General features: G+C 73.2%; 23 protein-coding genes. 7 read left to right on the plus strand and 16 right to left on the minus strand.

Going from position 1 to position 26,413, the window contains the following annotated elements; all coding sequences use genetic code 11:
• The first annotated feature begins 26 nt into the window (after window positions 1–26).
• Window positions 27–1,472, plus strand: a complete 1,446-nt coding sequence (locus AB0937_RS07490) for a serine hydrolase domain-containing protein (RefSeq protein ID WP_366710147.1) — start codon at window positions 27–29, stop codon at window positions 1,470–1,472.
• Here AB0937_RS07490 and AB0937_RS07495 read toward each other — a convergent pair.
• The 5 genes from AB0937_RS07495 to AB0937_RS07515 form a co-directional block, all read right to left on the minus strand.
• Window positions 1,469–3,127, minus strand: coding sequence for a serine/threonine-protein kinase (locus AB0937_RS07495; protein ID WP_366710149.1), 1,659 nt, complete (start codon window positions 3,125–3,127; stop codon window positions 1,469–1,471). The genes AB0937_RS07490 and AB0937_RS07495 overlap by 4 nt on opposite strands.
• Before the next feature lie 340 nt (window positions 3,128–3,467).
• Complete coding sequence (locus AB0937_RS07500; protein WP_366710150.1) at window positions 3,468–4,427, minus strand: threonine/serine dehydratase; 960 nt, start codon at window positions 4,425–4,427, stop codon at window positions 3,468–3,470.
• A gap of 187 nt (window positions 4,428–4,614) precedes the next feature.
• Window positions 4,615–5,841 carry a polyprenyl synthetase family protein gene (locus tag AB0937_RS07505; RefSeq protein ID WP_366710151.1) on the minus strand — a complete coding sequence of 409 codons (1,227 nt, stop codon included), beginning with the start codon at window positions 5,839–5,841 and terminating at the stop codon, window positions 4,615–4,617.
• On the minus strand, window positions 5,838–6,893 hold the full coding sequence (locus AB0937_RS07510; protein ID WP_366710152.1) for a tetratricopeptide repeat protein: 1,056 nt from the start codon (window positions 6,891–6,893) through the stop codon (window positions 5,838–5,840). Before AB0937_RS07510 ends, AB0937_RS07505 begins: the two co-directional genes overlap by 4 nt.
• A 185-nt stretch (window positions 6,894–7,078) precedes the next feature.
• Window positions 7,079–7,756 (minus strand): AIM24 family protein, encoded by a 678-nt coding sequence (locus AB0937_RS07515; RefSeq protein ID WP_104786322.1) that lies wholly within the window; start codon window positions 7,754–7,756, stop codon window positions 7,079–7,081.
• 209 nt (window positions 7,757–7,965) lie between these two features.
• Here AB0937_RS07515 and AB0937_RS07520 point away from each other — a divergent pair, with 209 nt between their 5' ends.
• Window positions 7,966–9,225: an SGNH/GDSL hydrolase family protein gene (locus AB0937_RS07520; RefSeq protein WP_366710154.1), complete on the plus strand. Its 1,260-nt coding sequence runs from the start codon at window positions 7,966–7,968 to the stop codon at window positions 9,223–9,225.
• Window positions 9,226–9,256: 31 nt separating this feature from the next.
• Here AB0937_RS07520 and AB0937_RS07525 read toward each other — a convergent pair whose 3' ends face one another.
• The 4 genes from AB0937_RS07525 to AB0937_RS07540 all read right to left on the minus strand — a co-directional run bounded on the left by AB0937_RS07525 (window position 9,257) and on the right by AB0937_RS07540 (window position 15,779).
• The gene (locus tag AB0937_RS07525; RefSeq protein WP_366710156.1) at window positions 9,257–12,196 is read right to left on the minus strand and encodes an AAA family ATPase; all 2,940 of its coding nucleotides are present in this window, start codon (window positions 12,194–12,196) and stop codon (window positions 9,257–9,259) included.
• Window positions 12,197–12,310: 114 nt separating this feature from the next.
• A complete protein-coding gene (locus AB0937_RS07530; RefSeq protein ID WP_366710157.1) occupies window positions 12,311–12,664 on the minus strand; it encodes a UBP-type zinc finger domain-containing protein in 354 nt (117 codons plus the stop codon).
• Entirely contained in the window at window positions 12,661–14,106 is a 1,446-nt protein-coding gene (locus tag AB0937_RS07535; protein WP_366710159.1) for an ATP-binding protein, read from the minus strand. The genes AB0937_RS07530 and AB0937_RS07535 overlap by 4 nt, the downstream gene beginning before the upstream one ends.
• Complete coding sequence (locus tag AB0937_RS07540; protein WP_366710160.1) at window positions 14,103–15,779, minus strand: FAD-dependent oxidoreductase; 1,677 nt, start codon at window positions 15,777–15,779, stop codon at window positions 14,103–14,105. Before AB0937_RS07540 ends, AB0937_RS07535 begins: the two co-directional genes overlap by 4 nt.
• A 185-nt stretch (window positions 15,780–15,964) precedes the next feature.
• On the opposite strand from AB0937_RS07540, the gene AB0937_RS07545 reads away from it, so the two are divergent.
• Window positions 15,965–16,846 (plus strand): universal stress protein, encoded by an 882-nt coding sequence (locus tag AB0937_RS07545; RefSeq protein WP_366710162.1) that lies wholly within the window; start codon window positions 15,965–15,967, stop codon window positions 16,844–16,846.
• Between the two features lie 13 nt (window positions 16,847–16,859).
• Here the strand turns inward: AB0937_RS07545 and AB0937_RS07550 are convergent, their stop codons facing one another.
• The 3 genes from AB0937_RS07550 to AB0937_RS07560 form a co-directional block, all read right to left on the minus strand.
• The gene (locus AB0937_RS07550) at window positions 16,860–18,092 is read right to left on the minus strand and encodes a DUF4032 domain-containing protein (RefSeq protein WP_366710163.1); all 1,233 of its coding nucleotides are present in this window, start codon (window positions 18,090–18,092) and stop codon (window positions 16,860–16,862) included.
• A 41-nt stretch (window positions 18,093–18,133) separates the two neighbouring features.
• The gene (locus tag AB0937_RS07555; RefSeq protein ID WP_366710164.1) at window positions 18,134–18,880 is read right to left on the minus strand and encodes an MBL fold metallo-hydrolase; all 747 of its coding nucleotides are present in this window, start codon (window positions 18,878–18,880) and stop codon (window positions 18,134–18,136) included.
• 122 nt (window positions 18,881–19,002) lie between these two features.
• Complete coding sequence (locus AB0937_RS07560; protein ID WP_366710165.1) at window positions 19,003–19,626, minus strand: alpha-ketoglutarate-dependent dioxygenase AlkB; 624 nt, start codon at window positions 19,624–19,626, stop codon at window positions 19,003–19,005.
• Between the two features lie 140 nt (window positions 19,627–19,766).
• Here AB0937_RS07560 and AB0937_RS07565 point away from each other — a divergent pair, with 140 nt between their 5' ends.
• Window positions 19,767–20,405, plus strand: coding sequence for a TetR/AcrR family transcriptional regulator (locus tag AB0937_RS07565; protein WP_366710166.1), 639 nt, complete (start codon window positions 19,767–19,769; stop codon window positions 20,403–20,405).
• A gap of 17 nt (window positions 20,406–20,422) precedes the next feature.
• Window positions 20,423–22,096, plus strand: coding sequence for an FAD-binding dehydrogenase (locus AB0937_RS07570; RefSeq protein ID WP_366710167.1), 1,674 nt, complete (start codon window positions 20,423–20,425; stop codon window positions 22,094–22,096).
• Window positions 22,097–22,118: 22 nt separating this feature from the next.
• Here the strand turns inward: AB0937_RS07570 and AB0937_RS07575 are convergent, their stop codons facing one another.
• Window positions 22,119–22,469, minus strand: coding sequence for a DUF488 family protein (locus AB0937_RS07575; RefSeq protein WP_366710169.1), 351 nt, complete (start codon window positions 22,467–22,469; stop codon window positions 22,119–22,121).
• Window positions 22,470–22,618: 149 nt separating this feature from the next.
• Between AB0937_RS07575 and AB0937_RS07580 the strand changes: the two genes are divergently transcribed.
• Window positions 22,619–23,062 (plus strand): DUF6098 family protein, encoded by a 444-nt coding sequence (locus AB0937_RS07580; protein WP_366710170.1) that lies wholly within the window; start codon window positions 22,619–22,621, stop codon window positions 23,060–23,062.
• 24 nt (window positions 23,063–23,086) lie between these two features.
• Here the strand turns inward: AB0937_RS07580 and AB0937_RS07585 are convergent, their stop codons facing one another.
• Both AB0937_RS07585 and AB0937_RS07590 read right to left on the minus strand, forming a co-directional pair.
• Window positions 23,087–23,341 (minus strand): WhiB family transcriptional regulator, encoded by a 255-nt coding sequence (locus tag AB0937_RS07585; protein WP_366710171.1) that lies wholly within the window; start codon window positions 23,339–23,341, stop codon window positions 23,087–23,089.
• A 102-nt stretch (window positions 23,342–23,443) separates the two neighbouring features.
• Window positions 23,444–24,661: a saccharopine dehydrogenase C-terminal domain-containing protein gene (locus AB0937_RS07590; protein WP_366710172.1), complete on the minus strand. Its 1,218-nt coding sequence runs from the start codon at window positions 24,659–24,661 to the stop codon at window positions 23,444–23,446.
• A gap of 104 nt (window positions 24,662–24,765) precedes the next feature.
• Here AB0937_RS07590 and AB0937_RS07595 point away from each other — a divergent pair, with 104 nt between their 5' ends.
• Window positions 24,766–25,473, plus strand: coding sequence for a TetR/AcrR family transcriptional regulator (locus AB0937_RS07595; protein WP_366710173.1), 708 nt, complete (start codon window positions 24,766–24,768; stop codon window positions 25,471–25,473).
• Between the two features lie 4 nt (window positions 25,474–25,477).
• On the opposite strand, the gene AB0937_RS07600 is transcribed toward AB0937_RS07595, so the two are convergent.
• Window positions 25,478–26,377, minus strand: a complete 900-nt coding sequence (locus AB0937_RS07600) for a LysR family transcriptional regulator ArgP (RefSeq protein ID WP_366710174.1) — start codon at window positions 26,375–26,377, stop codon at window positions 25,478–25,480.
• Window positions 26,378–26,413: the final 36 nt, after the last annotated feature.

The raw sequence follows: 26,413 nt of genomic DNA on the forward strand, positions 1-26,413 counted from the left end.
GACGCCGGCAGGTGCAGGATGCGTGCATGAGTGCCTCCGCCCTGCCGTCCTCCGGCCCCGCCGCACAAGGTGTCGACGCCTCCGGAGTGCAGGCCTTCCTCGATGCCCTGGAAGCGGCGCCCGACATCGAGCCGCACAGTCTGATGATCATGCGGCACGGGTACCTGGTCGCGGCCGGCTGGTGGGCGCCGTACACCGCCGGACGCCGTCACCTGCTGTACTCGCTCAGCAAGAGCTTCACCGCCACCGCCGCGGCCCTGGCCGAGGCCGAGGGGCTGCTCGCCTTCGACGCCCCCGTGATCTCGTACTTCCCGGAGTTCGAGGCCGGCATCACCGATCCGCGCAGCCGGGGCATGCTCGTACGGCACGTCGCATCCATGGCGAGCGGCCACCGGCGGGACACCGTGGACGAGGTCTTCGGGCCGGACGTCACCGAGCCCGTCCGGCAGTTCCTGCTGCTGCCCCCGGACGCCGACCCGGGCACCGTGTTCGCCTACAACCAGCCCGCCACCTACACGCTCGCCGCGATCGTCCAGCGGGTGACCGGGCAACCGCTCACCGCGTACCTGCGGCCCCGGCTGCTGGCTCCGCTGGGCATCGGTGACGTGTCCTGGCTGACGGACCGCACCGGCCGCGAGCTCGGCTTCAGTGGCCTGCACGCCACCACCGACGCCGTCGCCCGGCTCGGACAGCTGTACCTGCGCGACGGCCTCTGGGCGGGCGAGCGGCTGCTGCCCGAGGGATGGGCGGCCCGCGCCTCGCACCCCCGCACACCGACCGCCGGCGCCATGGGAGAGGTGGACCGGCAGGACTGGGACCGGGGCTACGGCTATCGGTTCTGGACGTCCCGGCACGGTTACCGGGGGGACGGGGCGTACGGCCAGTTCTGCCTGGTGCTGCCGGAGCACGACGTGGTGATCGCGGCGACCTCCGCGACCGAGCGGATGCAGGAGTACCTGAACCTGGTCTGGGCGCATCTGCTGCCCGCCTTCGGACCCGAGCCGCTGACCGGCCGCGAGGGCGCCGACGCGGAGCTGCGCGAGCGCCTCGGCCGGCTCGCGCTGCCGCCCGCACCGGGCGCCCCCGCACCCCCCGGGCGGGAGCGGGACTGGTCGACCGGCGCGTTCACGTCCTCCGTGCAGGCCGGACCGGTCCGCTCGGCCGGGCTCGCCCGCGGCGCGGACGGCTGGACGCTGACCCTCACCGGAGTGGGAGACGGGCCGGACCGTCCCGACCGGATCGACCTGCGGATCGGACGGGCGGGCTGGACGGTCACCGAGGGCCCCGTTCCGGCCGCGGTGAGCGGCGGCTGGACCGAGGACGGCACGCTGGCCGTGGACGTGGCGTTCCTGGAGACCCCGCACCGTCTGGCGCTGACCTGCTCCCTGGCGGACCGGACGCTCACCGCGCACTGGCGCACCGCGCCGCTGCACGGCGGTCGCCTCACCACCTTGCGCGCCCCGCGCGGCTAGTCCGAGTCCGGCCGGAAGGTCTTGAAGAAGGTGCGCAACGCCTGCTGGTTGGCCGCGGTCTCCCAATCCGCGTCCGGGGTCGTCCAGCGCAGCGAGAAGCTCCGGCCCCCGCCGAGCAGGACGCCGCGGCCGTAGGTGTGCAGGCGGGTACCGCCGACGTCCGCGGTCCACTCCATGTCGGCGGACTTGCGCCCCTGGTACGTCGTCGCGCGGATCGCGCCGATCCGGTCGTAGTCGTCCGCCTGTTTGAGGTTGGGCTCGACGTCGTCCCGCCACACGGCCACCGGGTCCGGGCCCGCCTGCTCGCTGTAGGTGACGGCCAGCGTGCGGTCGTCGCCCTCGGCGCCGAAGACGACCCGGTAGGCGGCTGCGTCGCGGTCGGTGTCCAGCCGCTCGAAACCCTTCGGAAGCGCGACGGAGAAGCCCTCCGGCGCGCGGTAGAGCTGGAAGCCGGCCGGCAGGGCCGTGCTCGGCGAGGAGGGCGTGGGGGTGGGTGCGGGGGCGGGTTTGCCCGCCGGGGACGACGCGGAGGGCGTGGGGGAGGGGGACTCGGTCGGGCTGGGCGCCCCGGACGGTTCGGGGCCGCCGTCGCCGGTGCCCTCGCCCGGCGTGGCGGCGGAGGCCGGCGGGCGGGCCGGCGATTCGGCCGCGTCGCTGCCGCCGTCCGTGCCGGGCAGCCCCTGGGTCGCGGCGAGCACGGCGACCGCGACGGTGACGACGGCCAGGGCCGTTCCCGCCACCATGGTCCGTCTGCTCCACGCGGGGCTCCCCGTCCACACCGCCGCGTAGGCGCCGCGCAGCCGCGGGACCGGCGCCGCGGCCAGGGCGGCCTCGGGATCCTCGCTGAGCGCGCGGGTCAGCGCCTCACGAACCACCGGGCGGGTCAGCCGCTCCCGTGCGTCCTTGCGGAGCAGCCCCTGGACGACCTGCGTGAGCGGCCCGGCGCGCATCGGCGTGCGCAGCGGCAGCCGGTCCACGCCCTTCAGTGTGTTCTCCGGGCGCCCCCGGTCCCGGAAGGGCGGGCGGCCCTCGACCGTCGTGTACAGGATCGCGCCCAGCGCCCACAGGTCGGCGGCGGGGCCGATGCGCTGGTCGCGGGCCTGCTCCGGGGAGGCGAACGCCGGTGCCGTGAGCCGGGGCGCGAGCGTCGCGCCGGCCAGGCCGAAGCCGGTGACCACGATCGAGTGGTCCTCGCGCACGAACACCTGGCCGGGGCTGAGTTCGCCGTGCGTGATGCCCTCGGTGTGCGCGGCGTCCAGCACGTCGAGCAGGGCCAGGCCGATCCGCGCCGCCCGCACGTAGTTGAACGTGCCCTGCTCGGAGAGGAGTTCAGCGAGCGGTGTGCCGTCGATCCACTCGTTGACCGTCCACAGGGCACCGCCCTGCTCGACGGCGTCGACGACCGCGGCGATCCGGCCGGGGCACACCAGCGCCATGCTCTCGGTCGTGCGCAGCAGCCGGGCTGCGGCCCGGCGCTCGGCCCCGCCCGGGTCCTCGGGAAGCCCGACCTGGGTCACGAGGCAGGGGCGCGGGAACTCGCCGGCCCCGGTGTCCTCGGCGTACCAGCAGATGCGGTTGGTCTCGCGATGGAGGATCTCGAGCAGCCGGTACCGGCCGGCGACCAACTGGTGTGTGGAGACGTGCGCCCTGCCCATGGCCATCCCTCGCTGGAAACCTGGCTCTCACTTTTCCAGAAGTACGGGGGGTGAGGCGGCTTGCGTTCAATCGGATCGCAACTCCGGCCCCAATCCTGTCTTTTGTTCAAGAGAAGGGATCAAGTGTGCGAGGAAAAGCGGTCTTTCGGGGGTCCGGGCGTGGCTCACCTCGGCAGCCGGGCCGCGACGGTCGCGCGGAATTCGATCGCCGCGGCCCGGCTGATTGGCTATTTCGGCCCCGGCCTGCTGGTAACCGGCGGTAAATGCGGACGTGTACGACGTCTGAACTCCGAGCCCTCCGATGAATTTAGCGGTGGATTCGTCAAGAGGGGCCGCGACGTCAGCGCAGCCCGAAGCGGCGCGACCAGGCGAACACGTCGTCCGTCGTCGCGTTGCCCCCGCACACCACCAGGCCGATCCGGGCCCCGTCGCCGACCCGTTCCAGGACCCGCCGGGCCGCGGGCAGCAGGCACCCGGCCGCCGGTTCGGCCCAGACCTTGGCGTGGTCGGCCAGCTCCAGCGAGCCCCGCACGGCCTCCCGGTCCGGAACCACGAGGACCTCGGTGACCAGGGCGGAGACATGGTCGTACGTCAGCTGCGACACGGACGGGGCACTGAGGGTGGAGACGATCGACGACAGCGCGACCGGCAGCGGGCCGCCCGCCGTCAGCGCCTCGGACATGGCCTGTGCGCCCTCGGTCTCCACCCCCCACACCCGCACGCCGGGCCGGCGGGCCCGCAGCGCGGCGGCGACTCCGGCGATCAGGCCACCGCCGCCGATGCTCACGAGCACGTCGGTGAGCTCGCCGGCGTCGGCCGCCAGCTCCAGCCCCACCGTGCCCTGCCCGGCGATCACGGCCGGGTCGTCGAAGGGGTGGACCAGGGTCAGGCCCTCCTGCTGGAGCCGTGTCATCAGCGCGAACGCGCCGTCCATGTCGTCGGTCAGCCGCACCGACGCGCCGGCTGCCTCCGCGATCTCCACGGCACGGGCGGGCGCCGAGCGGGGCATCACGACCGTGGCCTTCACATCGAGGGCCGCGGCCATGACGGCGACGGCGATCCCGTGGTTGCCCCCGCTGACCGCCACGACCCCGGCGGCCCGCTCTGCCTCGCCCAGCGACAGCAGCTTCACCGTCGCCCCGCGTGCCTTGAACGAACCGGTGCGCTGCAGCAGCTCGAGCTTCGCGGTCACCGGTGCACCGAGCAGCGCCGACAGCCCCGGGCTGTCCACCGTCGGGGTGCGCACGACGTGCCCGGCGATGCGCCCGGCCGCCGCTTCGATCTCCGAAATGCCGATCATGGCAGTGGTCCTTCCGGCGCGGGGTCGCGAAACGCGCCGTGTCGAACCCTGTCGCGCCGAGGGGGCGAGGTCAAAGCGTTACACGGCGGGCGCGCACGCTCCGCACGTGTTGCGCGGCGGGCGCGCACGCTCCGCACGTGTTGCGCGGCGGGCGCCGGTGCCCCGGGGCGCATCCGGCGCCGGACGCTCAGACGTCGCGCCGCACCAGGTACTCCAGCAGCGACCGCAGGTCGGTGACGGCGTTCGCCGCCAGCGGGGCCCCGGCCAGGGAGCTCTCGACGGCGGCGAGGTGCCGGCGTGCCTCCGCCATGGCGGCCGCACGGCCGCCCGCCTCCTCGATCAGCGCGGCCGCCGTACCGGACGCCTCGCCCGACTCCAGGTGTGCGGCGATGCGGCCACCCATCGGGGAGTCGAGCGCCACCAGCACCGGGAACGTCCTCTTGCGCTCGCGCAGGTCACCGTGGACCGGTTTGCCGGTGACACCGGGGTCACCCCAGATGCCCAGCACGTCGTCGACGATCTGGAACGCGACCCCGAGATGCCGGCCGGCCCGGTCCAGCGCGGCGGCCGTCTCGGGACCGGCACCGCCGAGCACGGCACCGAGCGCGGCCGCGCAGCCCAGCAGCGCACCCGTCTTGTGCTCGGCCATCGCCCGGTACTCGTCCGGCCGCACCCGCTCCGGCCCCGTCCACGGGCGGTCGGTGAACAGCAGGTCGTCCGCCTGTCCGCGCACCAGGTCACCCAGCGCCACGGACAGCGTCCGCACGCCCCGCGCACCACCCGGCTGCGCCGCCAGCGTCTCGACGGCCAGGGCGAACAGGGCGTCACCCGCGAGCACCGCCGGCCCCGTGCCGTAGGCCTTCCACACGGTCGGGCGGCGGCGCCGGTCCGTGTCGCCGTCCATGATGTCGTCGTGCAGCAGGGAGAAGGTGTGCACGAGTTCCACCGCGACCGCCGCGGACACCCCGGCCCGGCCCGGCGCACCGGCCGCCTCCGCCCCCAGCACCGCGAGCGCCTGCCGCACGCCCTTGCCGCCGCAGGCCACGGCCGGTGCCCCGCCGACCTCGCACCAGCCGAAGGAGTAGGCGGCCATCTCGCCCACCCAGGGGTGCAGCCGCCCCACGGCTTCCTCCAGGGCCGGGCGGACCAGGGCACGGCAGCGGTCGAGAACCCGGGGGACGTCACCGGTGCCGGCCGCGCGGTCGTACGGCTCGTCCCGTCGTACCGCCCGAGCCGTGGCGGCGGGGCCGGCCGCCGTGACCTGCCGGGGCGACCCCGCCGGTGCTGGTGCCGGGCCCGTCGTGCCCCGGTGTGCCGCTTGCCCGGCTCCACCGGGCTGCGGCGTCTGCGTGACCGGCGCGGGGGACGTCGAGGCGGGCCGCGCCGCGTTCGCCGCCGTCGGCAGCGCCGTCACAGGGCCGCCCCCGTCTCCCGCTCGGCGGACGGTATGCCGAGTTCCTCGTGGGCCCGGGCCACCATCCGGCGGGCGTGCTGCAGACCGATGCGCTCCAGCAGGCCGGCGAGGTCGGCCAGTTCGGCCGCCGTCTCGTCACGGTCGCGTCCCAGGCGGGCCAGCGACTTGGCGAGACCCAGCCGTGACAGCGCCTCCCCGCGCGGCTCGCTCATCTCGCGGAACTCCGCGAGCGCCTGCTCGTACAGCTCCCGCGCCTGCGCGTAACGCCCCGCCCGGTACAGGACGTTGCCGCGCATCTTGTGGTTGTAGGCGAGCGCGCTGGACAGCCGCATCGCGCGGCACGTCGTCTCCGCCTCGCTCAGCAACTCCAAGGCCCGCTCGGTGTCCTGGTCGCGGACGGACACCACGTCGGCCAGCCCGCGCAGCGCCCAGGCGTGGCCGCGGCGGTCGTCGGCACGAGCGGCGATCTCGGCGGCCTCCTCGAAGAGCGCGTACGCCGTGTCGTAACGGCCGGTGTTGCGGTGCATCTGCGCGATGCCCTCCAGCGCCCACACCGTGTGCCGTGCCTCCCCGCGCCGCCGGGCCTCGGCGAGCAACTGCTCGTGCAGGCGGCCGACGGCCTCGTAGTCGCCCTGGATACGGCCGGTCTCGGCCAGTCCGGCCAGCGAGTAGCCGCGGACGACGATGTCCTCGCCCTGTTCGCCCAGGTCGGCGGCGAGCCGGAGCAGCCTGCGGGCCAGCGGGAGCGCGCCGCGCTGCCGGGCCAGCGTGCCGCCGCTCCACAGGGCCCAGGCCATCGCCCCGAGGTCCCCGGCCTGCCGGGCCGCGCGGTAACTCGCCTTCCAGGCCCGGTCCGCCTCCTCGACCCGGCCCAGCCGGCGGTGCGCCTCGGCCACGGCGAGTCCGGAACGCGCCGCCTCCGCGGGCTGTCCGGCGCGCTCGGCCGCCCGCAGCTGCTCGGTGCCGGCAGCCAGGACGTCGGTCAGCGAGGAGTTGACGGACAGGGTGGTGAGCGCGCCCTGGTACTCCGGGGCGAATGCCTTGCCGTACATCGATGCCTTTCGGTCCGTACACCCCCGAGGGAGAGCCACGATGTATACACGGAGCGTATACATGGGGTGTATAGAAGGGTGGAAGGATGCCCCGGCCGCGAGGGCCGGGGCATCGCCTGCTGCCGATCAAGACGTCGGCGGAACGGACCGGGTTGCCTCTGAGACGCACGTCACCTGACAGGCTTTCAGTGCTGCCCCGCCTTGTGGGGAGTCGCCTCGCTCGGCCGGACGACGACGTATCCCTCGCCCTGGAGCAGCAGTTGCACCGCCTCGCCGGAACCGCCGCGCAGCATCGACCCGATGGACTGCGAGCGGTGCAGCGAGGTCTGCAGGCCCGCCGTCCAGCCGACGATCGCGTCCGTGTCGACGTACACCGGGTACTGCGGCGAGACCGGGATGACGAGCGGGTTGCCCTCGCACACCAGGCCCAGCTTGCCGTGCCCGGTGAAGACGCTGTTGAACAGACCGCCGCCGGTCATGCCGGCGCCCTTCACGGTGGCGATGCGGTACGACAACGTGGCGTCGAAACACAGGACGTTACGGCCGTTGACCGTGAACTCGTCGCCCGGCTCGACATCGACGACGAAACAGTTCTGCGCCTCGTGCGCGAACCAGGCCTCGCCCTGCCCGCGCACCGCCATCAGCGGCAGGCCCTCCCCGGTGACCGCGCGCTTGAGCATGCCGCCCACACCCTGGCCCTTGCGCTCGAACTGGAGGTTGCCGCGGTAGGAGATCATCGCTCCCTGCCGGGCGAGCATCTCGCCGTTCACCGTGTAGCGGATGCACTTGGCGTTCTCGACGGTCATGCCCGGCGCCACGGCCGGCTGAACCATGTGCTCACTGGAAAAGAGATCACCCTTCATACCGGCATCCTCGCCCGGAGCGTTTCCCTCCGCCAAGATCGGGCAGACGGTCGCTTCGCACACCCGAAACTCACGCCACTTCACCCACCGCCGGGGACGGCACGCCCGGCAAACCCGCCTGTGCGGCGTCGCCGGCCGCACCGTTACCGTGTCGTACGCCGGGACGACCTGCGCCCGCACCCGACCTACCGGCCGAAGGAGCGCCGCAGATGTCCCGCACCGTACGTTCCCGCTGCCGTGCCGCCCTGGCCGCCCTCACCTGCTGTGTGGCGCTGGGCTGCGGGACCGGGGCGGAGCCCGCGGGGGACCGGCCGACCCCTCCGGCCGACCCCGCTCCGACGGCGGCCGGGCACGGTGTGGTCACCTGGGCCTCCTCCGCCGGCCACGTCGGTGAGGCGGCCGACGGCCGCGGCTACCGGCTGATGGTGCACACCAGCGTCGGCGGCAGCGACCTCAGGGTGCGGCTGTCCAACGCCTTCGGCGACCGGCCGGTGACGTTCCGGAACGTCCACGCCGGCCTGCGACGGGACGGTGCCGCGCTCGTCCCCGGCAGCAACAGGCGCCTGACCTTCCGCGGCGCACGCTCCGTCACCGTCCCCGCGGGGGGCGTCGTCTACAGCGATCCGCTGCCCGGCAGCGTGCCCGCCGGGCGTACCCTCGCCGTCAGCCTGTACGTCCCCCGGGCGGGCGGCGCGCTCACCGGGCACTGGCTGGCGATGCAGACCTCGTACACCACTCGCGGCGACCACGCGGCGGAGGAGGGCGCGGCCCGCTGGAAGCAACGGATCGGCTCGTGGTTCTACCTCGACGCCGTCACGGTGCGGCCCCGCCGGGCAGCGGGCGCCGTGGCCGCCCTCGGCGACTCCATCACCGACGGCTGGCACTCCACCACCGGCCACAACCGCCGCTGGCCCGACTACCTGGCCCGTCGCCTGGGCGCGTCCGCCGGCTCGGTCGAGGGCGTGGCCAACGCGGGCATCGCCGGGAACAAGGTGCTTCTCGACGGACCCGGGCAGAGCGCCCTGAACCGTCTGCAGCGGGACGCGCTCTCGCTGCCGGGCGTGCGCACGGTGTTCCTCTTCCAGGGCGTCAACGACATCAAGGCCGAGCCCGCCGCCACGAGCGCGGGGCTGATCGCCGGGTACCGCCGGCTGATCGACCGGGCGCACGCGGCCGGGAAGTGCGTCGTCGGCGCCACGATCGCCCCCTACAAGGGCTGGCAGGAGTGGGATCCCGCCGGGGAGGCGGTACGACGGCAGGTCAACGCCTTCATCCGCGACAGCGGCGCGTTCGACGCCGTCACCGACTTCGACCGCGTCCTGCGCAGCCCCCGCGACCCCGAGCGGCTCCTGCCCGCCTTCGACGGCGGCGACCATCTGCACCCCAACGACAAGGGGATGCGGGCGATGGCCGACGCCGTCGATCTCGCCGACCTCGACTGCGGGACCCGCCAGGACACCACGGGGTAGGGGACAGGCGTGAGCCCGGGGCGGGCGCCGGTCAGCCGGACGTCGACGGCTCCGGGGCGATCAGGCCCTCGCGGTAGGCGATCGCCACGGCCTCGCCGCGGCTCGACGCGCCCAGCTTGGCCAGGATGTTGGAGACGTGGACGCTCGCGGTCTTGCCGCTGATGAACAGCTCCTCACCGACCTGCCGGTTGCTGCGGCCGAGGGCGAGGAGCCGCAGCACGTCCTGCTCGCGGGCGGTGAGGACGGCGGCCCGGTCCCCGCCGCCGCCCGGCCTGTCCGACAGCCGGCCGCGCCGGATCAGATCGTCCACCTGTTCGCGCAGCGGTGTGGCGCCGAGCCGGACCGCGGTCTCCCGCACCGCCCGCGCCTCGGACGCGGCCTCCTCCCGGCACCCGGCCGCCACCAGGGCCTCCGCGTAGCGCAGCCGGCACCGCGCCCGCTCGTAGACGTCGCCGTAGCCGAACGCCGTCACCACCTTCGCCCAGGCGGCCACCGGGTCCGGCCCGGACGCCGCCCTGAGCCACTCGGCCTCGGCCCGGGCCAGCCACGCCTGCCCCTCGGGACCTTGCGGCGTGCCGTCGTCGCGGACGGCCATGGCCCGCGCCACTTCCACCAGTTCGGTCGCGGTGTCCGTCCAGCGGCCGGCACCGGCCTCGTCACCGGCCGACCGCAGCCCGACGGCCGCGTCGGCCACCGCCGACAACGCCAGCGCGGCGAGCCGCACCGCGACGTCCGGGCGGGTGCCCGTCTCGTCGGTGAGGGCCGTGACCGTCGACCGAGTCCACCGCACCGCGTCCTGCGGATCCCCGCGCAGCGCCGCCGCCTCGGTCAGCACGATTCCCGCGACCAGCGTGGCCATCCAGTCGAACGGCCCCTCCAGCAGGGCCCGCGCCCGGTCGGCGGCCGTGAAGTCACCCCGTGCGAGCGTCACGTACAGCGCGGGACCCATCGTGTACCCGCCGGCGGCCGGCAGCACGTCGGCGTCGGCCGCCGCCGCACGCACACACTCGTCCCAGCGGCCCAGCACGTTCAGCACCAGCAGCCGCAGATAGCGCATCTCCAGCGGGTACGGCGACGACAGCAGCCCGGCGCGCCGGGCCCGGTCCAGGCCCTCCGTCAGCCAGGGCACGCAGTCCGACAGGGCCCCGGACTCGTAACTGCCCATGGCCAGGTTGAACAGGGCACGCAGCTCCACGGGCGCGTTGCCCGAACTCCGCGCCAGGTCCCGGGCCTTGATCAGCCGCTGACGGCCCTCCGCGCCGCGCCGCCCCTCGCCGTCGAAGACGGCCAGCGAGATCAGCAGGTCCGCCTGGGCGTCGGTCACCCGCAGCCGTTCCGCCACTCCCAGGGCCCGGCGGGCGACCCGCAGCGCGGTCTCGTTCTCCCCGACGTGTCGTGCGGCCAGGACATGTGTCGCGGCCGCCCACACCCAGGTACGGGACGGAGGCTCCTCAGGGATCATCGCCAGGGCCTCGCTGCTGTAGGCGAAAGCCGCCGTCAGGCTGTCCACGCTCAGCAGGTTCCCGGCGAGGGTGTAGCGGACCCGTGCGGCCAGCTCGGACTCGGCGTCCTGACCGAGGCCGGCCAGCGCGGACCGGGTCAGCGAGACCGCACGGTGCAGCTCCCCGGCGTGCGCGGCCGCCGCCGACGCCCGCAGTGTCAGCGTCACCCGGTCGGCACCCCCGCCCGAGGGCCGGGCCTCGGGGCCGACCGCCGGCCACAGGTCCAGGGCCGCTTCGAGGTGCCGCTGCTCCTCGGCCGGGGCTCCGACCCGCTGGGCGTGATCGGCGGCCTCCAGGGACGCGGCCAGCGCCTCGGCGAGGTCGTGGCTCTCCCGGTAGTGGTGGGCCCGCTCCGCGGCACTCTCGGCAGGGTGCCCGCGCCCGGCGAGCAGCCGTGCGAACGCGCCGTGCAGCCTGGCCCGCTCCCCGGGCAGCAGGTCGGCGTAGACGGCCTCGCGGGCGAGGGCGTGCCGGAAGGAGTACGTGTCGTCGGCCCCGGCCACGAGCAGTTGCCGCCCGACCGCCTCGCGCAGCGCCGACTCCAGTTCCGCCTCCGGCAGCCCGGCCGCCTCCCGCAACAGGTCGTGCTCCACCCGGCGTCCGGCGACGGAGGCGGTCCGCAGCACCTGCTGCGCGGTCTCGGAGAGCTGCTCGAAGCGGATCAGCAGCACATCGGCGAGCCCGCTGGGCACCCCGCCCGACTCGGTGTCGGTGGCGGCGAGCAACTCCTCCGCGTAGAAGGCGTTCCCCTCGGCCCGCTCCACGATCCGCCGGACCGTGGCGTCCGGCAGCGGCCGGGGCTCCAGGGCCCGCACCAGCCGGTCCACGTCGGGGTCGGCCAGCGGCCGCAGTTCCAGCCGCTCGACGAGCGGCAGCCGTACCAGCTCCGCCAGCAGCGGCCGCAGCGGATGCCGTCGGTGCAGATCGTCGGCCCGGTACGAGGCGAACACCGCCAGCCGGTGCCGGAGCACGCCCCGGCCCAGCAGGAACCGCAGCAGGTCGCGCGACGACTGATCCGCCCAGTGCAGGTCCTCCAGCACCAGCAGCAGCGGCGCGACCTCCGCGGCGTCGGCCAGCAGCCCCGCCATCCCCTCGAACAGACGCAGCCGCCCGTCCACGTCCCGCACGGAGTCCGTCCCCGACCCCAGCAGCCGCTCGACCACGGGGTGGGCGGCGAGAGCACCGGAAAACCGCTCATCGGCGGCCAGCATCCCGAGGACCTCGGTGAACGGGAGGTACGGCAGCCCGACGTCGCCGAGGTCCACGCAGTGTCCGGTGAGCACGGTCATGCCCGTCGCGGCGGCTTGCCTGCCGGCCTCGTCGAGCACCCGGGTCTTGCCGACCCCGGCGTCCCCGGCGATCAGCACGGCCCGGGCCTCACCGCCGCGCGCGTGCTCCAGCACGCGGGCCAGGCGCGTGAGTTCGGCGTCCCGCCCGACGACGGGCGTGACCGATGAAGCCTGCTGCACGGAACCAACTTTCTTTTTCAGGGGCTCGGGAGGCCGACATGGTGCGGCCCCGCCGCGTGGGCGCGATCAACCCCACACGACCCGCGGCCGCCACCGGACAGCAACCCCGCGTGCTCAGGCGCGCAGGACCTTCGCCCAGTCGACGGGCACCCGCCCGGCCGGCCCCGGCGTGGGCTGATCCACCGGATGGCTCACCGGCGCGGTCAGCTCCGGCCCGCCCTCGTACAACTCGTTCGTCTCATAGTTCCAGTACCAGTCCTCACCCGGCTCGAAGCTCTGCACGAACGGGTGCCCGGTCTCCCGGAAGTGCCCCGTCGCGTGCTTCGCCGGCGAGCTGTCGCAGCACCCCACGTGTCCGCACTGCGCGCACCGCCGCAGGTGGAACCACCATCCCCCCGCCGCCTCGCACTCGGCACACCCGCTGCCGCTCGGCGGCACACTAGTGTCGATCCCGTTCACGCCCGTCATGCAGACTCCTCCTCGGCCGCTGTCAGCGGAAGCAGTACCTGGAAACGCGTGTCGCCCGGCTCCGACTCCACCCGGATCGTGCCGTGGTGCTTGTTGACCACGATCCGCCAGGAGATGTCGAGTCCGAGCCCGGTCCCCTCGCCCACCGGTTTGGTCGTGAAGAAGGGATCGAAGATCCGCTCCCGGTCCTGTGCCGGGATGCCGACGCCCGTGTCCCGGAACTCCACCAGCAGCCGGTCGTGTTCCGCCGCCGTCCGCACGGTCAGCGTCCCTTCCCCGCCCGCGCCGTTCATCGCCGCGACCGCGTTGTCGATGAGGTTCGTCCACACCTGGTTGAGCTCCGCGGGGTACGCCGGGATCTTCGGCAGCGTACGGTCGTAGTCCTTGACGACCTCGATCTGCTCGCCGATCTTGCCGGACAGCATCAGCAGGGTGGAGTCGAGGAGTTCGTGCACGTCGGCGTTCTGGAAGGGTGCCCGGTCGAGCTGCGAGTACTGCTTGGCCGCGTCCACCAGGTGGGAGATGCGCGTGGTCGAGTCGTTGATCTCGTCCATCAGCAGCTCGGTCTCGACGGTGTAGTTGAGCCAGCCGATGGCGCTCGGCAGGATGTCCTCGTCCACCGCCGCCGCGACCTGGTCCAGCCAGTCCACGTCGAGACCGGCCTGGACGAAGGTGGGCGCGATCCGCCAGCCTTCCGGGATGCCCTGGTCGTCCAGCCAGTCGGTCACGGCGTCCTCACGGTCGGACGCCTCCAGCGGACTCAGGGCCGGGGCCTTGGCGACCCGTTCGGCCGTGCGCTCCTGGATGTCGATGAGGTTCGCCATGACCTCGGGCGAGTACGAACCCTGCGCGATGATCGCCAGCTTGTGGCGCATCTTGCCGACCCGCTCCCGCAGGGTGGCCGTCGCCCGCACGGCCGCCGCGGCCGGGTTGTTCAGCTCGTGCGTCAGACCCGCGGACAACGAGCCGAGCGCCAGCAGCCGTTCACGCTGTCCGATGGCCCGCTGGGTGCTCTTCGAACCGAAGAACAACCCCTCCAGCAGGTGCACCGCCATCGGGAACCACTCCTGCATGATCTCCGCGAAGGTGTCGGCGGGCAGCACGAAGAACCGCGTCGGTTCCGTGACGCGCATGGAGTTGTTGTAGACCTGCCGCACCCGGTCGCCCAGGTACGCCTGCATGGACCCCGCGTACACCCCGCGCTGCGAGGTCCGGGTCACCTCCACGTCGTCCCCGCCGACCCGCCGGTACAGCACCACGGTGCCCTCGAGCATCACGTAGAAGCAGGTCGCGGGCTCGCCCTCGGTGTAGACCGGTCCGGGCTCGAACCGCTCCACCCGCCCCTCGGCGCACAACCGGCCGAGCTGCTCGGGCGTGAGCTTCTCGAACAGGAACAGCGCGCCGATCTCCTGCGGGTTGCAGGGCACCGCCTGTCCGCTCATGACTGCTCCAGGTACCGGTGGACGAGCATCACGGCCATGGCTCCCTCTCCGACGGCGGACGCGACCCGCTTCGCGGACTCCGAGCGGGCGTCGCCCGCCACGAACACGCCGGGCACGTTCGTCTCCAGGTGGTACGGCGGCCGGTCCAGCTCCCAGTCCTCCGGCGGACGTCCGTCGGGGGTAAGGTCCGGTCCGGCGAGGATGAACCCGCGCTCGTCCCGCAGCACCGTCCCGTCCAGCCAGTCGGTCAGCGGGGCCGCGCCGATGAACACGAACACCCACTGCGCGTCGACCTGTTCGGTGTGCCCGCTGTCCACGTCGCGCAGGGTCAGCCGCTCCAGACGGCCGTCGCCGTGCGCGGACTCGACGACCGTGCGGGCCCGGACCTGGATGTTGGGCGACTCCTCGATCTGCTGGATCAGGTAGTGCGACATCGACGCGGCCAGTGACTCGCCGCGCACCAGCAGCGTCACCGACTTGGCGCCCCGGGACAGGTACATCGCCGCCTGCCCGGCGGAGTTGGCGCCGCCGACGATGTACACGTCCTGGTCCTGGCAGGAGGGCGCCTCCGTGAGGGCCGACCCGTAGTACACCCCGCAACCGGTCAGTTCCTCGCAGCCGGGCGCAGCCAGCTGCCGGTAGGACACCCCGGTCGCCAGGATCACGCTGTGCGCGGCGACCGCCGAGCCGTCCGAGAAGCGGACGATCCGCGCGGCGCCGTTGACCTCCAGGGCCGTCACCTCGCGCGCGGTGAGGATCTCGGCGCCGAACTTCGCCGCCTGCCGCCGCGCCCGGTCGGTGAGCTGGGCCCCCGACACGCCGTCGGGGAATCCCAGGTAGTTCTCGATGCGTGAGCTCTGACCCGCCTGCCCGCCGGTCGCCGACCGCTCCACCAGCACCGTCCGCAGCCCTTCGGAGGCGCCGTAGACGGCCGCGCCGAGCCCGGCCGGGCCGCCACCGATGACGACCAGGTCGTAGAAGTCGGCCGTCGGAGCCGTCGCCAGCCCGACCCGGGCGGCGAGGTCGACGTGCTCCGGCTCGACCAGCGGCGTCCCGTCCGGCGTGATGACCACCGGCAGCCGCATCCCGTCCTCGCCGGCCGCGGCCAGCAGCCGCCGCCCCTCCGGTTCGTCGGCGGAGTACCAGCGGTAGGGGACCTGGTTGCGGGCCAGGAACTCCCGCACGTCCGAGGAACGCGACGACCAGCGGTGTCCCACGACCTTGGTGCTGGGCACGGGCCGGAAGTCGCTGGACCGCCACGCCTGGAGCAGATCGTCGAGGACCGGGTACAGCTTCTCCTCGGGCGGATCCCACGGTTTGAGCAGGTAGTGGTCGAGGTCGACGACGTTGATCGCGTCGATCGCGGCGTTCGTGTCCGCGTACGCGGTCAGCAGCACCCGGCGCGCACCGGGGTAGACGTCCAGGGCCTGTTCGAGGAACTCGATGCCGTTCATCTGCGGCATCCGGTAGTCGGCCAGGATCACGGCCACAAGATCACCGCGCAGCTTCAACTCCCGCAGCGCGTCCAGCGCGGACGCGCCGGACTCCGCCCGCACGATCCGGTACGACGCGCCGTACCGGCGCCTCAGGTCCCGGGCCACGGCCCGGGAGACACCCGGGTCGTCGTCCACGGTCATGATGACGGTCCGCGCCGAATCGGCGGCTTGTGCCATACGTCCCCCACGCCGGGCGGTCGACTCACGGCACGGCGTCCCCGGGGCACCGCGCCGACCTCCGCCCATCGTATGTTCGATCGCCGCGCGGCGCTCCGATACGGAGATCGGCTCCCGAGAGCGGCCAAGGGGCGGCGGTGGTGAAGACTGGGCGGCACAGTGACGTTCCACAGGGAGGCAGCCGGATGACACGCCCGATCACCGCAGGAGTCGACGGATCGGAGGAGAGCCTCGCGGCTCTCGCCTGGGCGGCGCGGGAGGCGGTGCGGCGCGACCGGCCGCTGCGCGTGGTGCACGCCTGGCGGGTGCAGACGCCGGAAGTGATCGAGAGCGCGGTCGCCACGGACGCGGACAGCCAGGCACAGTGGGTGCACAGCGCGGTGACCGAGGCCGTCGGGACCGTCACCCAACGGCACCCGGACCTCGAAGTGACCACGGACGTCATCGAGGGGGCCGTCGCCGACACCCTGGTCGCCGCCGCTGCCGACTCCGAGATGCTGGTGCTCGGCTCGCGCGGGCACGGCCGCATCGTGGGGTTCCTGGTCGGCTCGGTCGGCCAGCAGGTGATCGCCGAGGCCGACCGGCCCGTGGTGCTCGTGCGGGCGGGGGACCAGTCCTCGTCCGAGGCCGCCGGGCGGGAGATCGTCGTGGGCCAGCAGGGCGACCCGGAGGACAGCGCCGACGCGCTGCGCTTCGCCTTCGAGACGGCTGCCGCGCGGGGGGCGACCGTGCGGGTCGTACGGGCCTGGAGCCTGCCGCCCGTCTTCGCCTACAGCCCGGGCTCGCTGAAGCTCCTCGACGAGGCGGGGGGACTGGAGCCGTACGAGCAGAAGAGCCTGGCCGCGGCGGTCCGGCCGCTGCGGGAACGGTTCCCCGACGTGCCGGTCGAGGAGCACGTGGAGATGGGCAGCGCGAGCCAGGTTCTGCTGTCGGTGGCCGGGACGGCCCAGCTGATGGTCGTCGGGCGCCGGGCCCACCGTACGGCCGTCGGGGCCCGCATCGGCTCGGTGGCCCACGGGATGCTCCACCACGCCGACTGCCCGGTGGCGGTGGTGCCGCACGCCTGAGGGCGCCGGCCCCTCACTCCGCCGTCGGCTGCAGCGTCTTGCGGGCCGTGGGCAGGATGTTCCGGATGTAGTCCTCGACCACGGCGTCGAGGCCGATGTCGTGCTGGGCCCGCTCGGACATGTACCAGCGGTGTTCGAGGAGCTGGTGGTAGATCTCCGCCGGGTCCATCGCACCGCGCATTTCGACGGGCACGGCCCGCACGGTCGGCCGGAAGACCTCCCGCACCCAGCGGTGGGCGAGAACCTCCGGGCGTGCTCCCAGGGGGTCGCCGGGGGCGTAGTCGTCCTGGGTCGCCATCCAGCTCTCCAGGTCGTTCAGCAGCCGCCTGGCCTGGTTCTCCTCCGTGTCCAGCCCGGTCAGGCGCAGCAGTTGGCGCTGGTGGTGGCCCGCGTCGACGACCTTGGGCACGAAGCTGACCGTGTCGCCGGTCGAGGCGTGCTCGATCTGCATCTCGGCGACGTCGAACCCGAGGTCGTTCAGGCGGCGGATGCGGCGTTCTATGTAGTGGTACTTGCCCGCCGGATACACGGAGGCCCGGGTCAGCTCGTCCCACAGGCCGCGGTAGCGGGCGCAGATCTCCATGCCGAACTCGATCGGGTCCACGGACGGGTGCAGCGCCCCCGACGCCTCCAGGTCCAGCAGTTCCCCGCTGATGTTCACGCGGGCGAGGTCGAGGTCGTACTCGCGCTGTCCCGTGCTGAGCTGCGGATGCAGGTCACCGGTCTCGGCGTCCACCAGGTAGGCGGCGTAGGCGCCCGCGTCGCGCCGGAAGAGGGTGTTGGACAGGGAGCAGTCGCCCCAGGCGAAGCCGGCCAGGTGCAGCCGCACCAGGAGCACGGCGAGCGCGTCCATCAGCCGGTGCATGGTGGCCGGGCGCATGGTCGTCTCGAACATCGAGCGGTACGGCATCGAGCCGCCCAGGTGCCGGGTGACCAGGACGCTCTCCAGGGGGGCGCCGCTCGCGTCGGTGCGGCCGGTGACCACGGCCAGCGGGTCCACCGACGGGATGCCGATCCGGTCCAGGTCCCGCAGCATGTCGTACTCGCGCCGGGCCGGCCGCTCGGCCAGTTCCTTGACGGCGATCACCTCGTCGCCCGCGCGGGAGTAGCGCACCACGTGCCGGGAGATGCCGCGCGGCAGCGGTACCAGGTACTCCTCCGGCCACTCCTCCAGAGGTACGTCCCACGGCAGTTCCAGCAGGAGCGCGGGGTGCTCCGGATTGGTCGCGCTGATCTGCAGTGCCATGGGCCGGGTGTCCTTGTCTCGCCGCCGATCGTCCCATCAGATTAGAGGGCCCGCTCCCGGGCCCGGAGAGCGGCGTCCCGCACCGGCCCCCGGTGGACCGGCCCGTGCCCGGGGAGCAGCAGCTCGCCCTCCAGCTCCGCGAGCACGTCCAGGGAGGCCAGGGCGCGCGGGCGCTCGTGGTGGAACATGTCCGGCAGCAGCTGCGGTCCCTCGACGCGTGAGGTGGGGTGACCGCTGACCAGGGCGTCGCCGGAGACCAGCACACCGGTGCCCGGCAGGTGGTAGGCGCAGTGCCCGTCGGTGTGGCCCGGCGTGTGCACCGGTACCGGCCGTCCCGGCAGGTCCAGGGCGCCGGCCCGCGGGAACGGCTCGGGGGCCGTGACCGGGTTGTGCGTCGTGCCGCCGGAGCGCAGCGCGTGCACCGCCCACGGCAGCACACCCGGCCGCCAGCCGTTGGCGAGCACCGTCCCGAGGGACACCTGGTGCAGGAACTCCCGCCGGGCGTGCGGTCCTTCGGCTTCGTGCAGGTACACGGGCGTGCCGTACGCGGCGCGCAGGTACTCGGCGGAGCCCAGGTGGTCGTTGTGCGCGTGGGTGATCAGCACGGCGGCGACGGCCTCGGGGGAGCCCCCCACCTCCGTGAGGGAGGCGAGGACCTGCTCCCGGTCGCCCGGGTAGCCGGTGTCGATCAGGGTGACGGCGTCGCCCTCCTTGAGGATCACCCAGTTCGTGCTGGATCCGTGCACCAGATAGGTGCCCTCCGCGACCTGGTGTACGTCTGCGCGCATGATCGTCCCGCCTCGTGTGGTCCCGCTCCCGGCCCGACGGCACAAGGAAAGCAGAACCGGGAGCAGGCGGAACCGCGGGGTCCGGCCCAACGGGCGGGTGTGCCCGGGCCGTTCGCGGCGACTCAGCGCACGCCGTGCGGACGGAACTGGATGCTGATGCGCGGCCCCGCCGCCCGCGTGCTCTTGGGGATCGCGTGCTCCCAGGTGCGCTGGCAGGAACCGCCCATCACGACGAGGTCGCCGTGGCCCAGGGGGCGGCGCACGGTGTCCCGGCCGCCGCGCAGCGGGCGCAGCAGGAGGTCCCTGGGCGCTCCCACCGACAGGATCGCGACCATGGTGTCCTCGCGCGCCCCGCGTCCGATCCGGTCGCCGTGCCAGGCCACGCTGTCCCTGCCGTCCCGGTAGTAGCACAGCCCGGCCGTGGTGAACGGCTCACCCAGTTCCTCGCCGTAGTGGGCGCTGAGCGCGTCCCGCGCCTGGGCCAGCACGGGGTGCGGGAGCGGATCGTCCACGCCGTAGAACGCGAGCAGGCGGGGGACGTCGACCACGTGGTCGTACATCGTGCGCCGCTCCGCCCGCCAGGGGACCTCGGACGCCAGTCGTTCGAACAGATCGTCCGAGCCGCTGAGCCACCCGGGCAGCGTGTCGAGCCAGGCGCCGAAGCCGAGCCCGGTACGGCCGATCCCGTCCAGCGGGCCGAGGCGCAGTTCGTCGGCCTGGTCGAAGAGGGAGCCCTGGAGGTGCATGCCGCCAGCGTACCCCTTGATCGAAAATATGTTCCATGTATCTAAGGGGGTCTCATGTCTACGGGGGCCTCAGGCAGCCTTTCGATACATCGGTGTATCCAATACAGTCACGTATCGAAAGGCTCGAAGGGAGGCCGGGCATGGCGGTCGAAGGCAGCACCGGGCGTGTGACCAGGCGCCGGGTCCACACGCGGGCCAACCTCCTCGAAGCGGCGTTCTCCGTGTTCGCGGCCAAGGGCTTCGGGCACGTCTCGATCGAGGAGGTCTGCGAGGCCGCCGGCTACAGCAGGGGCGCCTTCTACTCCAACTTCTCCAGCCTCGACGAACTGTTCTTCGCCCTCTACCGCGAGCGCGCCGACCTGATCGCCGAGCAGGTCTCCGGAGCCCTCGCTCTCGACGGTCCCGACCTCGACGTGCCCGCCGCCGTGGACCGCGTCACCGACGTCCTGCTCCTCGACCGCGACTGGCTGCTGGTGAAGACGGACTTCCTCGTGCACGCCGCCCGCGACCCGGAGGTGGCGCGCAGCCTGCTCGAACACCGCGCGCGGCTGCGGCGGGCCGTCGCCGACCGGCTCGCCCGGGCCCGCGGGCACACCGCGCTGCCCGCCGTACTGGGTGACGCCGACGGCGCCGCCCACGCGGTGGTCGCCGCGTACGACGGCGTCACCACGCAACTGCTGCTGGACCGGGACCTGGACCACGCCCGCGCCTGGCTGAAGCAACTGCTCACGGCCCTGCTGACCGACGGCAGCGGCACCCTCGTTCACTCGAAGAACTGAAGAAGGGAACGGTCGCCATGGATGCCGATGTCATCGTCGTCGGAGCGGGCCTCGCCGGACTGGTCGCGGCGCACGAACTGACCAGCAGGGGCCGGCGGGTCGCACTCGTCGACCAGGAGAATGCCAACAACCTGGGCGGCCAGGCCTTCTGGTCCTTCGGTGGACTCTTCCTCGTCGGCTCGCCGGAGCAGCGGCGCCTGGGGATCAAGGACTCCTTCGAGCTCGCCTGGAGCGACTGGCGGGGCAGCGCGGGCTTCGACCGGCTGGAGGACGAGGACTCCTGGGCCGTGCGCTGGGCGCGCGCCTACGTCGAGTTCGCCGCGGGGGAGAAGCGGTCCTGGCTGGACGGACACGGCATCACCTTCCTGCCCACCGTCGGCTGGGCCGAGCGCGGCGACCTCACGGCGCACGGGCACGGCAACAGCGTGCCCCGCTTCCACGTCGCCTGGGGCACCGGCACCGGCGTCGTCGAACCGTTCGTCCGCTACGTCAAACAGGCCGCCCGCGACGGCCTGCTCACCTTCCACCACCGCCACCGCGTCGACGCCCTCGTCGTCGAGGGCGGCACCGCCCGGGGCGTGCGCGGCACGGTCCTGGCCGAGGACCCGGCGCCCCGGGGCGTCGCCTCCAGCCGCGAGGCGATCGGCGATTTCGAACTCACCGCCCAGGCCGTCGTCATCACCAGCGGCGGCATCGGCGCCAACCACGACATCGTCCGCCGCTACTGGCCCGAACGCCTCGGCACCCCGCCCCGCGAGATGGTCACCGGCGTCCCCGCCTACGTCGACGGGCGGATGCTCGACATCAGCGCCGAGGCCGGCGTACGGCTGGTCAACCGCGACCGCATGTGGCACTACACCGAAGGCCTGCGGAACTGGGACCCCATCTGGCCCGGCCACGGCATCCGCATCCTGCCCGGCCCGTCCTCCCTGTGGTTCGACGCCCTCGGCCGCCGCCTGCCCGGCCCGTACCTGCCCGGCTACGACACCCTCGGCACCCTGAAGCACCTGCGCACCACCGAGGACATCGCCGGGTACGGCCACTCCTGGTTCATCCTCACGCAGAAGATCATCGAGAAGGAGTTCGCCCTGTCGGGCTCCGAGCAGAACCCCGACATCACCGCCAAGGACCGCGCCGGCTTCCTCAAGGAGCGCATCCTCGGCAAGGGCGCTCCGGGGCCGGTCGACGCGTTCCTGCGCAAGGGCGCCGACTTCGTGACCGCGTCCGGCATCGAACAGCTCGTCGCGAAGATGAACGAACTCACCGACAAGCCGCTGCTCGACTCGGACGGGATCAAGCGCCAGATCGAGGCCCGCGACCTGCAGATCGCCAACCCCTACGCCAAGGACGCCCAGGTGCAGGGCATCCGCAACGCCCGCCGCTACATCGGCGACCGCCTCGGCCGGGTGGCCACCCCGCACCGCATCCTCGACCCGGCGGCCGGGCCGCTGATCGGCGTCAAGCTGCACATCCTCACCCGCAAGACCCTCGGCGGCATCCAGACCGACCTGGACTCCCGCGCCCTCGGGACCGACGGCAAGCCGGTCGACGGGCTGTACGCGGCAGGCGAGGTCGCCGGGTTCGGCGGCGGCGGCGTCCACGGCTACAACGCCCTGGAAGGCACCTTCCTCGGCGGGTGCCTCTTCTCGGGCCGGGCGGCGGGCCGGGCGGCGGCGAAGCAGACGGCCTGACCGACGGCGACGGGTGGTGCCTTCAGGCTTCGAGGAGGCGGGCCAGTACCGCGGCGTGGCTCTGCTCGGGCGTCTTCGACGCGGTCAGCAGGGTCACGTCGCCCCGACGGACCAGCTCGCGCACATGGTCGAGCGCCTCGGACGCATCCTCGGAGGCGAGTTCCGCCTCGTACCGCTCGGAGAACTCCTCGTACGAGCCCTCGCCCGCGTGGTACCAGCGCCGCAGCTCCGTCGACGGGGTGAGGGCCTTCGGCCACTCGTCCACCCGCGCCGCCTCCTTCGCCAGCCCGCGCGGCCACAGCCGGTCGACCAGGACCCGCGCACCGTCTTCGGGCTCGGCGGGCTCGTAGACACGGCGCAGGCGCACGCTCATGGTCGGCTCCTCCTCGCGGCGACAGGGGCGTGCCGCGAGCCTAACCCCGGCCGGATGCCCGCACCGCCCGGCGCCGAACGGCCGGTTCCGCTCGGGCCGGGCGGGTACTCCGTCCGCCTGACCAGGTGGAGGAGGAAGGGGGTCATGACATGAGTGCACAGGGCGGTCTGCGGGTCGTGCGGACCCTCGACGAACTCGTCGGGCTCGTCGAGCGGCACCGGGGCCTGTACGTCCGCTGGTCGCGGGGCCCGGAGACCGATCTCCGCGAGGTGTCCAGCACCGACGACCTGACAGGTGTGTCCCTGCCGGGGCTGCCGGCCAGCCCGCTCGGCGTCGAGGACTGGTGGGAGGACCGGCCGGTGCGGGTGTGGGTGGCCCGCCGGCTGCACGACTACGCGCACCTTACGCACGACAAGGGGCCGGGCGTGCGCCCCTGGGTGCTCACCGGCACGGAGGCCGCCCGCGGACCCGACAACGAACCGCTGGTCACCGACGTCCGCCCGCTGTGCCGGCTCGACCAGCGGGTGATCGACGAGGCGAGAGCGGAGGTGGCCCGGCAGGCGAACCCCTGGGGACCGCTGCGACGCAGCTGAGACCCCAGGGGTGGTGGCCGGTTGTCAGCCGGAACGGCGGCGGGCGGCGGCGCGGCGCTTCAGCGCACGCCGTTCGTTCTCGCTCGTCCCGCCCCACACGCCGATGGACTGACCCGTCTCCAGGGCCCATTGCAGACACTGCTCCTGCACAGGGCAGCGCCGTCGGCACACCCCCTTGGCCTGTTCCGTCTGCAACAGGGCCGGTCCGGAGGTGCCGATCGGGAAGAAGAGCTCGGGGTCCTCGTGCCGACAGGCAGCGTGGTCTCGCCAGTTGTCCATCGAAGTCACCTGCATCGCAGTAGAAGCGTGCTCTCTCGGATGCTTACTCCTTTTCGGGTGACCTGTCGATGCCCGGTGAAACAGACCGTTCCAGACAGCCGTTCACTGCTCCCGCATGCCCCAGGGCGAGCCGTAGTCCGTCAGCAGGTCCAGGAACGGCCGGGCGGGGAAGGCCTCGGGCCCGAGCACGCCGGCACCGGACCAGGCGCCCGTCGCGATGAGTTCGAGCGCGACGACGGGGTTGATCGCCGTCTGCCACACCACGGCCTGGGAGCCGTACTCGGCCATCGACCACTGGTTGTCGACCACGTGGTACAGGTACACCTCGCGCGGCTCGCCGTCCTTCACGCCCCGTACCCAGGTGCCGGCACAGGTCTTGCCGTGCATCCGCTCGCCCAGCCTCGCCGGGTCGGGCAGGCACGCGGCGACCACGTCCCGGGGCGACACCTTCACCGGGCCGTCCGGCCCCGGCACGGTCACCGGGTCGGTGCGGTCCAGGCCCAGCAGGTGCAGCGTCCGCAGCGTCTCGACGAACTCCCGGCCCAGGCCGTACTTGAAGGTCACCCGGCGGGCGTCGACCCAGCGCGGGACGAGCAGCACCTCCTCGTGCTCCACGTTCACGCACTCGACCGGGCCGATGCCGTCGGGAAAGTCGAAGACTTCGGGCTCGCTGAACGGCTCGGTGGTGAACCAGCCCTTCCCGCTCTCGTAGACGACCGGCGGGTTGAGGCACTCCTCGATGGTGGTCCAGATGCTGAACGAGGGCGCGAAGTCATAGCCGTCGACGGCCAGGTTCGCGCCGTCGCGAATGCCGATCTCCTCGATCTCGTCGAAGAGTTCGTCGGCGGCGTAGCGCGCGAACACATCCGAAAGACCCGGCTCCACACCCATGCCGACGACGGCCAGCAACCCCTCCTTCTCCCAGTCCGCGGCCTGGGCGAACTGCTCGTCACCCAGCTTGACCCCGCACTCCTCGTACGGCCGCTCGGCATGCGGACGGGACAGCGACATCGCCATGTCGAGATAGGTGGCGCCCGCGGTGCGGGCCGCGCGGAACAGCGGCATCACGAAGCGGGGATCGGTGGCGTTGAGCAGGACGTCGCAGCGGTGCCGGTCGAGCAGGCGGGCCACGGCGCTCTCGTCGCCGGCGTCGACCTGCTCCGCGGTGAAGCGCGCGTCGCCGCCGAGCGCCCCGACGGCGGCCTCCGCACGGTCCGGGTCGTAGTCGGCCACCACCATGGCCTCGAAGAACGGCCGCCGGGCCGCGATCCGGGTGATCGCCCCACCGACACCACCAGCACCCACGAGCAGTACACGCATGACAAAAACTCCCTATATGCGAAGAACGTGACGCGCCCTTGCAGTGATGAAACGCCGCCCGGTGCCTTAAGGTCAATGGCGTTGGCATAAGGAGGGAGCCCGCCGTGCCCAAGCCCGTGGTGCCCGAGGGGAAACGCCGCCGGCGCAGGCCCACCAAGAGCGGCACCGTGCTGTCCGAGGAACTGATCGTCGAGACCGCGCTGCGCATGCTGCGCGAACACGGAAGCGCCGGACTGACCGCCCGCCGGCTGGGCCTCGCCCTGGACGCCGACCCGAGCACGCTGTACCGGTATTTCCGCGGCATGGACGACCTGACCCTCGCCATCGGCGACGCCCTCATCGGCCAGGCGCTCCAGGGCTGGCGGCGCACGGGGGAGTGGCGGGCGGACCTCAGGGCCTTCGGGCTGCGCGTCCACGCCGCGTACCTCGCCCATCCGCAGGCCGCGCTGCTGACCACGAACCGGGTCACGGGCCGGGCGCACGAGCTGGCCGCCGACGAAGCCGTTCTGGACGTCCTGCGCACGGCCGGATTCCCGCTGCCCGACACCGTGCGCATCTATCACGCCTTCATCGACCAGACCCTGGCCTTCGCCGCACTGGACGCCGCTTCGCTGGCCCTGCCCAGCGACTCGCTGCACGCCGACGAGGACATGTGGCGATCGACGTACGCCCGCCTGCCCGCCACCACCCACCCCCGCATCGCCGAGGCGGCGCCCCAGCTCGCCACCCGCATGCTGACCAGCGCCTACCCGACGGCACTGGAGATGCTGCTGGACAGCGCGGCGGCCCGGCTGGAGTCCGTGCGGGACTGAGGCCTCAGACCCGCAGCGCCTCAGCCGCGGTCGCGGTCACCGTCTCCGCCACCTGCGCGAGCGCCGGCGAGTCGAGCTTCCACTGCTGCCAGTACAGCGGCACGTCGACCGTGCGGCGCGGGGCGATGCCGACGAGCCTGCCGTCGCGCAGCAGAGGGTCCGCCTGGGCTTCCGGCACCAGGCCCCAGCCCAGCCCCGCGGCGACGGCCTCGGCGAAGCCCTCCGAGGTCGGCACGTAGTGCCGCAGCGCGCTCGCGCCGACGCGCCCCCGGGTGAGCCCGCGGACGAAACCGTCCTGGAAGTCGTCGCGCCGGTCGAAGACCACCACCGGCGCCCGCGCGAGCGCCTCCGCCAGGGGCCCGCCGAGGTGGCGCCCGGCGAAGTCCGGCGCGGCCACGGGGAGGTAGCGCATCCGCCCGAGCGACCGCACGGAGCAGCCCGGCACGGGGTCGGGCGACGAGGTCACCGCGGCCATCACGGCGCCCTCGCGCAGCAGGGCCGCCGTGTGGTCCTCGTCCTCGCGGCGCAGCTCGAAGCAGAGCCGCAGCTCCCGCGGAACGCGGGTGAGCACCGGGAGGAACCAGGTGGCCAGCGAGTCCGCGTTCACCGCCACCGACACCCGGGTCGGCTCCCCGGCACCGCTCAGGCCGAGCTCCGCGCAGGCGTCGTGCTCCAGCCGGGCCACCTGACGGGCCAGCCGCACCAGCACCTCGCCCGACTCCGTCGGCCGCACCGGTTTGGTCCGCAGCAGCAGTACCCGCCCCGTGCGCTGCTCCAGCGCCTTCACGCGCTGGCTGATCGCCGACGGCGTCACGTGCAACGCGGCCGCCGCCGCGTCGAACGTCCCCTCGTCCACGACGGCGAGCAGGGTCCGCACCTGGTCCAGGGGGAGATCCTTCATCATCACGTGAGCTAATGATAGGTAAGAATCATTAGCTGG

The organism is Streptomyces sp. NPDC047880 (assembly GCF_040706515.1).
In the GTDB taxonomy this organism is placed as follows: Bacteria; Actinomycetota; Actinomycetes; order Streptomycetales; family Streptomycetaceae; genus Streptomyces.

Bases quoted from the DNA above. Each gene is read 5' to 3' on its own strand.
- AB0937_RS07490 (WP_366710147.1), top strand. From the start codon at position 27: ATGAGTGCCTCCGCCCTGCCGTCCTCCGGCCCCGCCGCACAAGGTGTC.
- AB0937_RS07495 (WP_366710149.1), bottom strand. From the start codon at position 3,127: ATGGGCAGGGCGCACGTCTCCACACACCAGTTGGTCGCCGGCCGGTAC.
- AB0937_RS07500 (WP_366710150.1), bottom strand. From the start codon at position 4,427: ATGATCGGCATTTCGGAGATCGAAGCGGCGGCCGGGCGCATCGCCGGG.
- AB0937_RS07510 (WP_366710152.1), bottom strand. From the start codon at position 6,893: ATGTACGGCAAGGCATTCGCCCCGGAGTACCAGGGCGCGCTCACCACC.
- AB0937_RS07515 (WP_104786322.1), bottom strand. From the start codon at position 7,756: ATGAAGGGTGATCTCTTTTCCAGTGAGCACATGGTTCAGCCGGCCGTG.
- AB0937_RS07520 (WP_366710154.1), top strand. From the start codon at position 7,966: ATGTCCCGCACCGTACGTTCCCGCTGCCGTGCCGCCCTGGCCGCCCTC.
- AB0937_RS07530 (WP_366710157.1), bottom strand. From the start codon at position 12,664: ATGACGGGCGTGAACGGGATCGACACTAGTGTGCCGCCGAGCGGCAGC.
- AB0937_RS07535 (WP_366710159.1), bottom strand. From the start codon at position 14,106: ATGAGCGGACAGGCGGTGCCCTGCAACCCGCAGGAGATCGGCGCGCTG.
- AB0937_RS07540 (WP_366710160.1), bottom strand. From the start codon at position 15,779: ATGGCACAAGCCGCCGATTCGGCGCGGACCGTCATCATGACCGTGGAC.
- AB0937_RS07545 (WP_366710162.1), top strand. From the start codon at position 15,965: ATGACACGCCCGATCACCGCAGGAGTCGACGGATCGGAGGAGAGCCTC.
- AB0937_RS07550 (WP_366710163.1), bottom strand. From the start codon at position 18,092: ATGGCACTGCAGATCAGCGCGACCAATCCGGAGCACCCCGCGCTCCTG.
- AB0937_RS07555 (WP_366710164.1), bottom strand. From the start codon at position 18,880: ATGCGCGCAGACGTACACCAGGTCGCGGAGGGCACCTATCTGGTGCAC.
- AB0937_RS07560 (WP_366710165.1), bottom strand. From the start codon at position 19,626: ATGCACCTCCAGGGCTCCCTCTTCGACCAGGCCGACGAACTGCGCCTC.
- AB0937_RS07565 (WP_366710166.1), top strand. From the start codon at position 19,767: ATGGCGGTCGAAGGCAGCACCGGGCGTGTGACCAGGCGCCGGGTCCAC.
- AB0937_RS07570 (WP_366710167.1), top strand. From the start codon at position 20,423: ATGGATGCCGATGTCATCGTCGTCGGAGCGGGCCTCGCCGGACTGGTC.
- AB0937_RS07575 (WP_366710169.1), bottom strand. From the start codon at position 22,469: ATGAGCGTGCGCCTGCGCCGTGTCTACGAGCCCGCCGAGCCCGAAGAC.
- AB0937_RS07580 (WP_366710170.1), top strand. From the start codon at position 22,619: ATGAGTGCACAGGGCGGTCTGCGGGTCGTGCGGACCCTCGACGAACTC.
- AB0937_RS07585 (WP_366710171.1), bottom strand. From the start codon at position 23,341: ATGGACAACTGGCGAGACCACGCTGCCTGTCGGCACGAGGACCCCGAG.
- AB0937_RS07590 (WP_366710172.1), bottom strand. From the start codon at position 24,661: ATGCGTGTACTGCTCGTGGGTGCTGGTGGTGTCGGTGGGGCGATCACC.
- AB0937_RS07600 (WP_366710174.1), bottom strand. From the start codon at position 26,377: ATGATGAAGGATCTCCCCCTGGACCAGGTGCGGACCCTGCTCGCCGTC.